Origin of the sequence: Microcoleus sp. PH2017_35_SFW_U_B, from assembly GCF_020737865.1 — a bacterium.
Lineage (GTDB): Bacteria > Cyanobacteriota > Cyanobacteriia > Cyanobacteriales > Microcoleaceae > Microcoleus.
The window spans coordinates 115525-128781 of the sequence record NZ_JAEQDE010000033.1 but is presented as its reverse complement, the minus strand read 5'-3'; the positions used below and the strand labels follow the sequence as shown (position 1 = coordinate 128781).

The following is a 13257-nucleotide window of genomic DNA, read 5'->3' as shown; positions in this document are numbered from 1 at the left end:
TTTGAGCGATCCTTCAACCGCAGATGTCAGACAGATAAACACAGATAAACGCAGATGATTTCAGGGTGTTTTCCGATTTTTGCAAGAGGTCTATTACTCCAATCCTCGGACTTCTAGGTAGAGGTCGCCCTCAAGCTGTCAACTGTCAACTGTCAACTGTCAACTGTCAACTGTCAACTGTCAACTGTCAACTGTCAACTGTTGTTTACTTTTTCGGTTCGATTACTTGGATTTCCACTCTCGCAACGCCGCTGCTCATCATTCCGAGCACGTTGGCTGCGCCGGCCGACAAGTCAATCAGCCGATCGCCCACGTAGGGGCCGCGATCGTTAATCCGAACGACGACGGAGCGGCCGTTGTCAAGATTTCGCACCATGACTAGAGTGCCGAAGGGCAAGTGGCGGTGTGCAGCAGTCAAGGCATTTTGGTTAAAACGCTCGCCGCTGGCGCTGAGGTTGCCATCAAATCCGGGGCCGTACCAGGAAGCCAAGCCGCTGAGCCGCACTTGAAGTGGGCCCAAAGATAGCACGGGGGCTTCTGGTTCGGGTTGGGGTTGGCCTGCGACTGCTTCCAAGGGTGGGGCGTTGCCCAGGAGTCGGCGGAGGCGATTGGTTACTTGCAGAGCATCTCGGCTGAAGTTGCTCGTGGTGTCGGGGAGGATGTTTTGAGCGTTGATGCTTACCAAATCCTCGCCGTTTGCCTGGATTATGTAGCGATCGCCTTTTTCCCACTTAACGGTAATGCTGTTGGGATCGATGTTGTTGCGGTTTAGCTGGTTGAGTCTTGCTGCTAAGCTAGATGCCCGCCACATTGGATCTGGTTCTTGATTGGTGGAATTGCTGGCAGTGTTTCCGGCTTTGGGATTTTCTTTTGTGCCGGCTACTTTTGACTGACTGCTACCACTGGCTTTGCGATCGCCAGTTTCTCCAATTTTGGTGTTGGTTTCCTGGCTTGGGTTCAGAAAGGTGATGACTGGAATGTTTCGCACGTAGACTGTCACTGCTTGTCGCCCCTCCAAGTCGTGGGGCTGAATTTTGACGATCGAGTCTTGGTCAATGTCAGCTCTTGCTTGGTACTGATACTGTCCAACTTTTTGTGCTTCGGCCCGAGTTGCGTTTAACTGCGGGGACGGTTGGGTGGCAATTACTTGCTGCTTGGAGCCCTGAGAGTCTGGCTTCAGAGCGTCTGTCGCTTGTGCGTGACAAGAAGAGGCCGTTCCTACCACAGGAACTAACAGGACAGCGAGTAAACCACCAACAAATTTTTCCTTCATACGTCCATTTTTGTGAAGAGCCATTGCCAACCGAGATTGGAGGATTGGCCATTTGGCGGCAGGCGTCAAGGATTTTTCTCGATCCCTTCGCTATTCCCCCGTGAGTCAAAGCAAAGTATCCGGGTGCGTTTTTGCTGTAATGCTTCAGCGAAAAAAAAATTTTGGCTGAAACTTCCCCGATCTTTGACAACTCAATACTCGATCTGCAATTTGTGTTTTGGTAACGAACTGCAACAGACTACCACAAACTTTTGCGCTTGGGGATCGCTGTTTCGATACATTTGAGCAATATTGCTCAAATTTTCTCAGAACTCTGTCTAATAAAGTCCTTTAATTGCAGTGGTTACAGCCATTTTCAGAATTCCAGAAATTTTTACAAAAATTTACAAAAAATTCGTGTATTTTATGGCTGCCGAAGGATTAGCCTGAAAAAATCTGTTTGTCAAGTATTAAATGTTGAGTTCGCCCCCAAATGGATACTTGCTGCGATCGCAAAATTTTATACTTCTGTTCGAGATCCCAGCTCCAGAGCTCGTTCAACCTTGGCGCTTACCTGGAAGCCTAAAATCCGCAATCGGCAATCCCCAATCCCCAATCCGCAATCGGCAATCCTCAATCCGCAATCGGCAATCCCCAATCCTCAATCCAAAATCCCCAATCCTCAATCCAAAATCCCCAATCCTCAATCCAAAATCCGCAATGCCCAATGCCCAATGCCCAATGCCCAATGCCCAATGCCCAATGCCCAATGCCCAATTCTCAATCCCCAATCCCCAATCCAAAATCCAAAATCCAAAATCCAAAATCGGCTGACTCTTGGGAATAAACTAAAACTTACAAATGGATTTGGGGGACTTATGGATTATCGAGCAGCAGGTGTGGATGTTGAGGCGGGCAGAGCTTTTGTCGATCGCATCAAAAATACAGTCAAAAGCACCCACCGATCGGGAGTTTTGGGCGGATTCGGCGGATTTAGCGGGTTTTTCAGCGTTCCGGAGGGTTTAAAAGAGCCAGTGATGGTTTCGGGCACTGACGGCGTGGGAACTAAGTTGAAATTGGCCCACGATCTCGATCGGCACGACACGGTAGGTATCGACTTGGTGGCGATGTGCGTCAACGACGTGCTGACATCCGGCGCCGAGCCCCTCTTTTTTCTAGATTATTTAGCGACAGGAAAGTTAAACTCCGAACAATTAGCTGGGGTGGTGACAGGAATTGCTGACGGTTGCAAACAAGCGGGCTGTGCTTTGCTCGGAGGGGAAACCGCAGAAATGCCTGGTTTTTACCAAGCCGGCGAGTACGATTTGGCTGGTTTTTGCGTGGGAATTGTCGAAAAGAGCAAATTGCTCGACGCTTCCCAGGTACGGGTGGGAGATGTGGCTGTCGGGCTGGCTAGTTCCGGCGTGCACAGCAACGGTTTTAGTTTGGTGAGAAAAATTGCGGGCGATCTAGGTTTTGATTGGAATTCCCAACCGGAAAAATTGGGCGGCCAAAGTTTAGGAGAAGTGCTGCTGACTCCGACTACAATTTATGTGAAACCAGTCCTCGAAGCCCTTAAGAGCGGTTTAGAAATTCACGGTATGGCTCACATTACAGGCGGCGGTTTGCCGGAAAATTTGCCCCGCTGTTTGGGAGCCAATCAATCTGTGAAAATTGACAGTAATAGCTGGCCGAGTTTGCCAATTTTTGACTGGATTGCTGAGGCTGGCTCTGTGGCGACTGCCGATATGTTCAATACTTTTAATATGGGTATTGGCTTTGTGCTGTTGGTCGATCGCCGGGAAGTTGAGCAGGCTGTGAAGTGGTTTGAGTCTCAGGGAATTGGTGCTTTTGCGATCGGCGAAGTTATTGAGGGTAACGGGGAATTGGTAATGGGCGTCGATTAATTTTAGTTGCGTGAATTAAAAAAAATCGCCCTTTTTTTTCGGGTTAAATGCTTGACTTCTGGCCGCAAAGAAAGTACAATTGGATAATGGAAATAGTGGCAATTTTAAAATTAAAGTTACCACTCCCATTATCTAAAATATACCACAGTAATTCTAGCCTAGTCAATAGGTAATACTTCTTTTTTAAGGCAAAATTTTTTAACAAGATTTATCGCATTAACTCTCATTATAATCAAGACAACCTAAAGGAGGTAATACTATGTTGACAAGCGATCTGAATGCTCTACTTGACCAACAAGCACTCCAACGCCAAGATTCCGAATGTCGCTATATTACCGATCGCGTTAACTGGGAACAATACGAAACCTTACTCACCAGAAATGGGGATAGTTTGGCATATCGAGTCACATATTTAGATGGAGTCTTAGAAATTATCTCACCTTCCCGTCGCCATGAAATCAGAAAAACGCGCATTGGAGACCTTTTAGAAATCTACTTTTTAGAAGCAGATATCGACTATTTTCCCTTTGGTTCTACAACCCTGCGGCAAGAGGAAAAAAGAGGTGGGACGGAACCCGATGAAGCTTACTGCATTGGTACAGACAAAGAATTTCCCGATTTGGCAATTGAGGTTGTTGTTACCAGTGGTGGTCTGAATAAACTGGAAGTTTACAGAAGGTTAAATGTTAAAGAGGTTTGGTTTTGGCAAAATGAACGTTTTAGCCTCTACTACCTGCGAGAAGAGATTCCAGTTCAATTTGTCCAAACCTGCGGTTATGAGCAAATCTATCGGAGCGAAATTCTCCCTGATTTAGATATAGAATTGTTGGCGGAATATGTCCGATATCCGAATTCGCTCGCAGCAGTTAAGGAATTTCGACAACGACTGATTTCTGGTTAAAACCAGAATAGATGCCGATCGAATGTAGCTATGACTCTTGATCAGCATAAGCTTGACGGCATACTCAAATTACTGCAAAAACCTTTTGTGCTAAAATTAAAGAGCTTAAACATTACTGATTAAGAGCCTTTAAACTAAGATGTCTAAGGAATCAGTCATCACAGAACATATCGAAATTACGCCTGGGGTACTTGGTGGTAAGCCACGCATTGCGGGCCATCGAATTGCTGTAGCACACATCGCCGAAATGTATCTGAAAATGGGGATGTCTATAGAAGAAATCGCGGGCAAGTATGATTTGCAACTTGCCTCGGTTCATGCAGCAATGACCTATTATTACGATCGGAGAGAAGAAATCGATCGTCGCACTGCTGAAAGTCGAGCTATTGTGGAAGAATTAAAGCGCAATAGTCCACCATCTCCGTTACAAGAAAAATTGAGGGCAATTAGAGGTGAGTGAGCAAATTCGTTTTCATTTAGACGAACATATTGACTCTAATATTGCGCGCGGTTTGCGTCGTTACGGCATAGATGTTACAACAACAGTTGATGCAGGATTGCGGACTAAAAGCGACGAGTCACACCTGGAATTTATTCGCGAACAGCGGCGCGTGATAGTAACTCACGATGACGATTTTTTAATTATGGCAAGCGATACCACAGATTATCCGGGGATTGTCTATTGTCCTCCTAATTCTCGTTCTGTGGGCGAGATTATCCGTAGTTTGATTTTAATTTATGAAGTGTATGCGCCTGAAGAAATGATCGGGAGGATTGAATATATTTGACATGATTGTAAGGCGATCGCACTTTGGGTTATTTGGGGGAAAAGGGCGATCGCACTTTTGACAATTTGGGACATAACAGATAACTCATCTTCTACCCTATTTTTTTCATTTTGTGTTTCTTGATGCTATTGACTTCGCATTCTTCATTGCCAGAGCTAAATATTTATCAATTTGCTCAAACCGAGAAGAATTTAATAGTATATTTTCTGAGATAACTTCCTCGCTGTCATAGATAATTTCTAAATGTGCTGGCTTAGAAGAAGAATAGATAGGATATTGATAACGAACGTTAAGTTCACCATTATCTAAAGGTATTAACCACCTCCAATATATAGCTCCATCCCTTTTGGCTTCGAGTGTCTGTGCCGCAGGAAAGTTATTCAAAATCCATCCTCTATCTTCACTCCGTATTTTTTGCATAAAATCTGTGGCTACCTCCATCTGAGGTCTATGTTCAGAAGCACCTCTATAGAAATTTGCTTGACTTCTACGATGAGCAAATGCAGCTTCTTCGGCACTTTTCAAAATTTGCTCTAAAGGTGATGATCCTTTAATAATATGTACGGCAGAATCAGGGATTTCCGCAGAGCCTTGACTTCTGACAAATAAGTAGTAACGCTTCCGAAGTTCCGAGCCACACAAATCTGTAATCAATAGAGCAAAGAAATAGTCCAAATCATATTGACGGCTATTCACAGTTTCTGTATAACCCCTAATGTCACCTTGACTCAATTCTGCTAGTCCATTGCAGTGATGAGTATGCCAAGAACCCAGGTAATTAATATCTTGGTCAAATGTCTCCAACACGCGAAACATTGCTTCTTGATACTCACCATCTGGCATCAAGTGACCTACTGAGTTATTGACACGAGGCCCAGAGTCTATATAAGTTTCTACTCGGATTTTTATATGATTGCCATTTTGACTAATTTTTCCAATAAACTTTCCACCTTCCTCACGGTTAGAAACTGATACTGCATGACTTATTCTGGCAATGACAGTCTCAAAAATTTCAACTGATACGTCTAGATTAGAAGGCCTATAATCTGATCTACCTATTCCAAACCAAGATAAAACTCCCGACATATTAATCCTCCATTTGATGATTGACATTAGTGCAGTAGCATACTTTTTGAGGTTTTAAAAGCATTTGCTTTGCTTCAAAATGACTGCGGAATATTCCTGGGGCTGGTCTATTTCCATACACAATCCAGTTACTTTTTAATGTAGGCATGGACTGAGTTGACTCTCTAAGCAAAATAGAGAGAGCCATCCTAACTTGAATCAATGCAATCATTTGGATATCAATTGAGAGTCCTGATGCACGAAATTCTTTTTCATCAAGACCATAAATTCTACTTTCTTCATCTTCCGTAAGTCCCAAAACCTCGTCTGATAAGTCAAGTTGATTGAGTTCGGAGAAAAGTTGTAAACACTTGTAACAACCAGTCAGAGTTGGAATGTAGCCAAAAACTTCACCTCCTATGCCTGTCCGAAACACGGATGCTGTTACAAAAGGAACTTTTGCTGCCACACATTGGTCACTGACAAACTCTCTGACACTCTTTTTATCTGAACAAGAAAGAACCAGATCGGAGCGACGAACCGACTCAATAAAGTTCGGAGATTGCATCACATCCTCTGCAAAATTTTTAACTTCTACATCAGGATTTCTGTCTTCTATCCACTCCTTTTGTATGTCTACTTTGAGTCGTCCTAAATCTTTACGCATTCTACGATGCTTGACAAGATTTTCAGGTTCTAGAGTATCTGGATCGTAAAGTTCCCAAATCCGAATACCATTCATTACAAGGTGATCGCAAGCTGGTGTACCACCGCTACCTAAACCAACAACAGTGATCCGCTTATCTGAAAAAATCTCTGGATTAAGTAGATAGCTAATTCTATCAAACTCAAGTGAATAATTTTGATCTTTCATTAACAATACTAGTCAGGGGTGGACATGACTTTGATTTAATTATCCACAGTGGCTCAAAGTCATAGAGGATAAGTCATTGGGCCATAGAAAAACTGTCCGAAGTATTGATTAATGTGCTTGCTCTTTTCCTGGCCAATTTTTAGTACGTTGCCAAACATCATATTTGTTAACCCAGATTGCAGCCTTAGATACCATATATGCCAATGAATAGTTTGAAGTCCATTGCTCTGGCTTCATCACACATAAATTGCCACTCGAATACCTGTGAGGACAATCAGGTTCAATGGTTCTTTCAAGCAACTTAATCAATGGCATATTGTAAGGATAGTTTGAAGGAATTTCTATTCTAACTCGGTAATAGTTTTCGTCCGCTGTCTTTAAATACCCCTCTACAGCCTTGATAGAGCCTTTAGATGCTTTAAAATTAAACTGTGGATAGTAGCGCTTAATTTTCTCACTCTCAACAGCCATCCTATCTCTAGATAAATCATTTTCGAGAAATATAAGTCCACGATTAATCGCAATATTTGTCATTATTTATTATTGTTTAATAACTACTTTTGAGGTTAGGCAACTAATACTCACCTTTTGGATCGCGCAGTGCCACTCCTTTTGGAGATTGATTGGGTTCGAGTGGACGAACTACACCATCTGAATCGATTTCTACAAACTCATCTTCTTCTTGAGCGTTAAAGGCTCTTTCTGCCATATTTGCAATTGATCTGCCAACGCCTCTAGCAGCAGCACTAATTACTCCTTCCGTAATTCCATCGACTATATCGTCAAAATCATTTGGCATTTGATTAACCCGTGAAAAACAGCTTTAGCTACTCCTAACTTAGTCATTCGGGCAAAGGGAGCAATTAATCTTGACTTACTTACTTAAGTAACAAATTCTGAAGTTATTGCAAATTAGCAAGAACTCTAAAAGCTTACTCTGTCAAGCTAACGATTTCTCAATTCCTCTTTTACCCTGAATTTTTTTAACCGTACATAGCCTGAAAGCATGATTTAGCAAAGCTTTGGGTGGGTATAATGCCTTGTTAGTCCAAATAAGCTAAATCTGAGTAGCTAATACGATGATAAACTAGCTATACCCAGCTAGCAACTAGCCATAGCTATAAATTTTGGTTAGGCTCTAGCTATCAACTTACCACAATGCCCTGCGATGACATCTAACGACGATATTTTTGCCGATGCCGCGAATAACTGGGACTTGGAAAGGCTCTACAAAGCTATGGCAGAAGCCAAGTGGCAAGTATCTCCTCGTGCCAGAAAGGGACTCACAGAACGGGAAAAGCTTTTTTTGCGCGGTTTGCTGTGTGGCTACAGTCCGGCTGAAATAGCTAACCAAGTACATCAAAGTCGCAAGGGTGTTGAGGTCTATGTCTCTAAAACTTTATATCAATACTTTAAAAAAATTAAAGATGTGCCTAATGAAACAGTAGGCAACTGGAGAAATATTCCTAACTGGCTAGAGGAAGAAGGATATAAAACTAAGTCATCTGTTCAATCTGACTCAAGGAATTATTTGCCGAATGAGCTATTAGTAAAGATCGGAAATATATGTTTTGATACTAATACAGGAACAATTGATATCAACATTCGGGTATCACTTCCATCATTTTCAGAATACCAAAGAACAGAAGATATAGATTCAGACGATCGCCCCTATACAAACTAATCTAATTGAAGGGCGATCTGATTAATTCTATCATTGTGCTATAATCTGCCTAATCTGAGCTAACGCTTCTTCTCCTGGAATTGGCTCAACCATACCGCTTCGGATTTCATCGCGACGCTGCTTAGCTTCCGCAGTCCACAACTTTTGAACTGTTCCGTCTATATCAAATTCAAGACTCTCAACTAGCCTCTCTGCTAACTGCGCTCTCAACGCATTTGGCAAAGATAAAGCTTCTTTCATCAGTTGCTCGATCGATAGCATAATTACATCCCAAACTAAAATCCCTAAATAGTTAAGTTGAAAAAAGGAAGCACATTGTGCAATCTTGTTTGATTATAGCCGATCGCGCGATCGAGAGTAAAACAGCATTTTCCAAACAGCCTAAGCAACTCCATAGCTCGTAAATGGTCTTGCATAGGGAGGCTGAAGCCCCAAAACAATATCCTCCCGCGCCACACCCATCAGCACTAACTCCTCAGCAATCAGTTCATCAGTTTGATTGCGTTGAATCCAGACTTTTTCATTGCGGATGTCTAAGTGAATCGGGCAACTATAAATCCGATTATGACCGTCCCAACCTAAATCTAATATCTGATAATGGTCATGTTCGGTGTCAAATAATACCTGAACTTCAATGTCGCCATTGATGGGTTTAGTCTTACTATATTCCATCAGGAAAGTGCGAACAATCTGCCGATATTTAGCTAATCGATCCATTCCAAAATCACCTCATTAGTAGGGTCGTATACCAACAACTTCAGATCGTACTCAGCGATAGCCGCTTGTGGCAAAGCACGACAGAAAAATGAATTATAGGCTGCGATCGGAACTGCCAAATAGAGCGATCGATCTGGCTCCAGACTCCTGAGTGCTAGTCGATAATTCAGAAATTGACCGAGGGCTAAGTGGAAATCAAACATGGCTGATTCACTCAGAAAGCTTTTAACCTCGACTGCAATCTTCTGTAAACCTCGCTCTGCAACTAGAAGCTTTTCCGCCCCCAAGTCAATCCTGAGTCGATCGTCTTTGCTAAACTTTAGCTTCAGCGGATCGTGGGTAATCACCCAATTATCCTTCAGAAGAGCGGATTTGACAGACTCATGGAAAACATCCCTAGCCGACATAGACTTTACTCAAAGACCTTATTTCTATTCTATCCCAACCCAATCTTCTGATACCAAAATGCGATGCCACTTACAGCAACCCCTTAGCTCGCATTTTCACGAAAAATGGTAAAGGCGAAAGCAGAGATTTTTCCTGTTGTACCTGCTCCCATTCTGCACGAATCTCCTGCTCAATTTCAGCTTGAAAGTCGAAGTAATAAGCCATCGCTGCATGAGCCTCCGACTGCATCAAATAAGGATGCTGGCGGCACATTTCTTCCACTGACCAACCATAAGCTAGATAATCCATCACAATATGAACAACCCGCACGCGGGGTATCCGCTGCAACCGTGCGGGTTGACCCGCTACTTTCTCGATATGAGGATAAATTATTGATAGCATAATGATATCCCAAACTAAAATCGCTCAATAGTTAAGTTGAAACAGAAACCACATTGTACAATCTTGTTTGATTATAGCCTAAGAAATTAGGAGACGGCATTGCCGTGTCCCTACAATATTATTTTGGATACAGGAGACGGCATTGCCGTGTCCTGTATCCTGACGGTGCAACCTGAACTGATATCATTCACCATCCACCGCCCTACATAAACCGATCGCGCCTCCGATCAATTTTCGCCAAAACAGCACCGGAAACATCCGCCAGAATACTGATAATCCGATACAAAGCCACCGCACTCAAAATTATACCCGTAGAAAAGCGATCGTCCAAAAGGGCGATCGCCGTTGCTTCAAATACTCCCATCCCTCCAGGCGCACCCGGTACAACCAAACCCACAACAAACGCCAAAGCAAAAGCACCGAACAAGTTGGGAATATCGATAAAATTTACCGGATTTAAAGCCATTACCGTTAGCAAAAAACCGCTGCCCCGCAATCCGATAAAACAGATTTGTCCGATTAACGGCACTAAAGGATAGCGTTTAATTGGCAAATTATTTTGGCGCTCGGACTTGACATTAGATATTTTTTTAGCTAGATTGGAGCTAGACTCTAAAGGCGAAATTAGTCGATCGCCCCCAGCATCCCCAACCTCTGAATTTTCCCCCTTGTTCTTGGATAACTTCAACCGCTCTACAAATAGGACGATCGGATTTAGAATTCGGGGATGAATCGCCGTTAAAATAGCAGCACAACCGACAATCCGCAACCACCCATTGATGCGCTCAAAACAAATCAAGCCAATCAGCACGCCCGCAGAAGCCATCAGCAACGGTTCCAGCAAGACGCTGAGAGTAGCAGCTTTCGGCGCAATGCCTGCCTTTTTGGCCTCCAAGATGCGACCCCAAAAATGCCAAATATTCCCCGGTAAATATTTGGCAATATTAGTCTTGAGAAAAACTTGAATCGCCCACGCGGCATTGACAGGTTGGCGGAATTCGCGCAAAATTAACATCCACACCCAGCCGACAAAAATTAGAGACAGTAACGTGATACCAACCGCGATCGCCAATAACGGAAAACTTTCGGCTCGAATTCGGATATTAGCCACTTCTCGCCAGTGAGTTACAAAAGCTTTGGCAATAAATAAAAACGTGCCGCCCAAAATCACATAGCGCAAATAAGGCTTTAAACGTGATTTCGCAAGGTTGAAAAAATTCTGAATTCGATGCAAGTGTTGTTTTCCCATTTTCCGATCCTGATTAATGAATTTGGGATGGTAGATTTATTAAGGACAATTTCATGTTTGAAATCTAAAATTTAGATCGATCGCAATTTAAGGAGTAAATTTTTATGGCCGGCCCGAGCCCCGACGGATTTTCCTATCTTTTAGATGATAGCGCCAATAGTTTCGCATTAACTCCGGGCTTTTTGACTCCTTATCGTAACGGACTTTTTGCCCTCGGAGGTAATGATTTTATTGTCGGTGCCTCGGATGCCGATCGCCTCAGCGGTGATAATGGTAACGACAGACTCCTCGGCGGTGGCAATTCCGATACTCTCTTCGGTGGTGTCGGGAATGACTTGCTTAACGGCGGTGCCGGCAATGACTTCCTATTTGGCGGTAAGGGCAGCGATACCTTGCAAGGAGGTAGGGGAGATGATAGCCTCAACGGCGGCAACGGTAGCGACGTTTTAATGGGCGATGGAGGCAAAGATACGCTGACAGGGGGTTTGGGCGCAGATACCTTTGTCCTTCGCAGCAACTCCCCAGTCTCAGATCCGGCTGTTGCAGACGCGATCGCTGACTTTAACAGTTTTGAGGATGCGATCGGACTAACTGACAATCTTACCGAAGCAGACCTCACTTTAGAAACAGTTTCCGGCACTCCCAATACAGTAATTAAAATTCGCCAATCCGGTGCTATTTTAGGCTTAGTCGCCAACACATCACCACAAAACCTCAGCGGTAAGTTCATCTCTGCAAATGCCGTATTGGGCAACCAACTCAGCCAAGCCCGAGATTTAGGCGTTTTGAGCAGCACTCAAACCATCGCTGACTCGGTTAGCAACGCCCGCCCAGACAACCTTTATCGCTTTACTTTGCCTGCAAATAACGACTTTAAATTAACTGTCAGCGGTTTTAGTGCCGATGTTGACGTGGCTGTGATTAAAGATATTAACGGCGACAATTCTATTGACTTTACCGATATTATTGCTTCTGCTAAAGAACCCGGTTTATCGCCAGAGTCTATCGATCTCAAAAATTTGGCAGCCGGAACATACTTTGTCCGAGTTTATCAAAACCAAGGTAATACAAATTTTACCCTAAATTTATCTGCAACTCCTGCAACTATTGTTCCTGACAATCCCAGCAACTCACCGGGTTTTGACTCTCGTTTTGGGTTCGGTTTGGTGAATGCAGCGGCGGCAGTTGCTAAAGCTCAAGGTGTGCCAACTTTTCCTGATGTTCCCGACTTGGGCGGCGATGAGTGGGGCAGAGACTTAATTAAAGCTCCAGAAGTTTGGGCGAAGGGCTTGACTGGAGATGGCATTGTCGTAGCAGTTATCGACAGCGGCATTGACTACAATCACCCAGATTTAGCAGGGAATGTTTGGAGCAATGGGGGGGAAAATGGCGTTGATGCCACAGGTAGAAATAAAGCTAGCAACGGCGTAGATGATGATGGCAATGGCTTTGTAGATGATTTCCGGGGATGGGATTTTGCCAACAACGATAACGATCCAATGGATGATAACAATCATGGCACTCATATCTCGGGTTTAGTTGCGGCGAAAAAGGATGGGGTGGGAATAACTGGAACGGCTCCGACTGCCAAGATTATGCCTTTGAAAATACTCAACAGCACAGGAGTAGGCAAAATTAGGGATGAAATTAATGCGATTAATTATGCGGTGGCAAATGGGGCAAAGATAATTAATGTAAGTTTTGGCGGTCAACAGTTCAACGATCAAGAATTGAGCGCGATTCAAGCGGCGGAAGCTAAGGGCGTGGTGGTGATTTCGGCGGCAGGGAATGATGCTCGCCCGGATGTAGATTATCCGGGTAGGTTTGCAACTGAGGTAGGCATTACTGTCGGTGGAGTTAACCGGAATGGCTTGTTTACCGATTATTCTAACCGGGCGGGATCTAACACAATTAGTTATTTTGTCGCTCCGGGTGGCGACGGCGGCAGGGCTGATGCTGGGGACGTTTATTCAACGGTGTCGCTTTCTCAACCGGGGGTTCCCTATCGATATTTTTATCCGGGGTGATAGC

Annotated in this window: 17 protein-coding genes; 6 read left to right on the top strand and 11 right to left on the bottom strand. The window is 43.9% G+C overall.

Annotated features, from left to right (window positions below):
* Positions 1–205: 205 nt before the first annotated feature.
* Together JGK36_RS08560 and JGK36_RS08555 are read right to left on the bottom strand one after the other, a co-directional pair.
* The gene (locus JGK36_RS08560) at positions 206–1273 is read right to left on the bottom strand and encodes a septal ring lytic transglycosylase RlpA family protein (protein ID WP_293185424.1); all 1068 of its coding nucleotides are present in this window, start codon (positions 1271–1273) and stop codon (positions 206–208) included.
* Between the two features lie 536 nt (positions 1274–1809).
* A complete protein-coding gene (locus JGK36_RS08555; protein ID WP_293185425.1) occupies positions 1810–2076 on the bottom strand; it encodes a hypothetical protein in 267 nt (88 codons plus the stop codon).
* Between the two features lie 54 nt (positions 2077–2130).
* On the opposite strand from JGK36_RS08555, the gene purM reads away from it, so the two are divergent.
* From purM to JGK36_RS08535, 4 genes are all read left to right on the top strand, one after another.
* Positions 2131–3159 carry a phosphoribosylformylglycinamidine cyclo-ligase gene (gene purM / locus JGK36_RS08550; RefSeq protein WP_293196708.1) on the top strand — a complete coding sequence of 343 codons (1029 nt, stop codon included), beginning with the start codon at positions 2131–2133 and terminating at the stop codon, positions 3157–3159.
* A 259-nt stretch (positions 3160–3418) separates the two neighbouring features.
* Positions 3419–4060 carry a Uma2 family endonuclease gene (locus tag JGK36_RS08545; protein WP_293196707.1) on the top strand — a complete coding sequence of 214 codons (642 nt, stop codon included), beginning with the start codon at positions 3419–3421 and terminating at the stop codon, positions 4058–4060.
* A gap of 139 nt (positions 4061–4199) precedes the next feature.
* On the top strand, positions 4200–4520 hold the full coding sequence (locus JGK36_RS08540) for a DUF433 domain-containing protein (RefSeq protein ID WP_293196706.1): 321 nt from the start codon (positions 4200–4202) through the stop codon (positions 4518–4520).
* Complete coding sequence (locus JGK36_RS08535; protein ID WP_293196705.1) at positions 4513–4848, top strand: DUF5615 family PIN-like protein; 336 nt, start codon at positions 4513–4515, stop codon at positions 4846–4848. Before JGK36_RS08540 ends, JGK36_RS08535 begins: the two co-directional genes overlap by 8 nt.
* Before the next feature lie 105 nt (positions 4849–4953).
* On the opposite strand, the gene JGK36_RS08530 is transcribed toward JGK36_RS08535, so the two are convergent.
* From JGK36_RS08530 to JGK36_RS08515, 4 genes are all read right to left on the bottom strand, one after another.
* Positions 4954–5934: a hypothetical protein gene (locus tag JGK36_RS08530; protein WP_293192895.1), complete on the bottom strand. Its 981-nt coding sequence runs from the start codon at positions 5932–5934 to the stop codon at positions 4954–4956.
* Between the two features lies 1 nt (position 5935).
* A complete protein-coding gene (locus JGK36_RS08525) occupies positions 5936–6787 on the bottom strand; it encodes a ThiF family adenylyltransferase (protein WP_293196704.1) in 852 nt (283 codons plus the stop codon).
* Between the two features lie 108 nt (positions 6788–6895).
* Positions 6896–7321 (bottom strand): ubiquitin-conjugating enzyme E2, encoded by a 426-nt coding sequence (locus JGK36_RS08520; RefSeq protein WP_293192899.1) that lies wholly within the window; start codon positions 7319–7321, stop codon positions 6896–6898.
* A gap of 40 nt (positions 7322–7361) precedes the next feature.
* Positions 7362–7586 (bottom strand): hypothetical protein, encoded by a 225-nt coding sequence (locus tag JGK36_RS08515; protein WP_293192902.1) that lies wholly within the window; start codon positions 7584–7586, stop codon positions 7362–7364.
* 369 nt (positions 7587–7955) lie between these two features.
* On the opposite strand from JGK36_RS08515, the gene JGK36_RS08510 reads away from it, so the two are divergent.
* Complete coding sequence (locus JGK36_RS08510) at positions 7956–8471, top strand: LuxR C-terminal-related transcriptional regulator (protein ID WP_293192904.1); 516 nt, start codon at positions 7956–7958, stop codon at positions 8469–8471.
* A gap of 30 nt (positions 8472–8501) precedes the next feature.
* Here JGK36_RS08510 and JGK36_RS08505 read toward each other — a convergent pair whose 3' ends face one another.
* From JGK36_RS08505 to JGK36_RS08485, 5 genes are all read right to left on the bottom strand, one after another.
* Entirely contained in the window at positions 8502–8732 is a 231-nt protein-coding gene (locus JGK36_RS08505) for an addiction module protein (protein WP_293192906.1), read from the bottom strand.
* Positions 8733–8852: 120 nt separating this feature from the next.
* Complete coding sequence (locus tag JGK36_RS08500) at positions 8853–9188, bottom strand: XisI protein (RefSeq protein WP_293147098.1); 336 nt, start codon at positions 9186–9188, stop codon at positions 8853–8855.
* Positions 9176–9595, bottom strand: a complete 420-nt coding sequence (locus JGK36_RS08495; protein WP_293196703.1) for an element excision factor XisH family protein — start codon at positions 9593–9595, stop codon at positions 9176–9178. Before JGK36_RS08495 ends, JGK36_RS08500 begins: the two co-directional genes overlap by 13 nt.
* 70 nt (positions 9596–9665) lie before the next feature.
* Positions 9666–9977, bottom strand: a complete 312-nt coding sequence (locus JGK36_RS08490) for a DUF433 domain-containing protein (protein ID WP_293196702.1) — start codon at positions 9975–9977, stop codon at positions 9666–9668.
* A gap of 202 nt (positions 9978–10179) precedes the next feature.
* Positions 10180–11226: a UPF0104 family protein gene (locus tag JGK36_RS08485; RefSeq protein WP_293196701.1), complete on the bottom strand. Its 1047-nt coding sequence runs from the start codon at positions 11224–11226 to the stop codon at positions 10180–10182.
* Between the two features lie 104 nt (positions 11227–11330).
* Between JGK36_RS08485 and JGK36_RS08480 the strand changes: the two genes are divergently transcribed.
* Positions 11331–13253: a S8 family serine peptidase gene (locus JGK36_RS08480; RefSeq protein WP_293200882.1), complete on the top strand. Its 1923-nt coding sequence runs from the start codon at positions 11331–11333 to the stop codon at positions 13251–13253.
* Positions 13254–13257 lie beyond the last annotated feature (4 nt).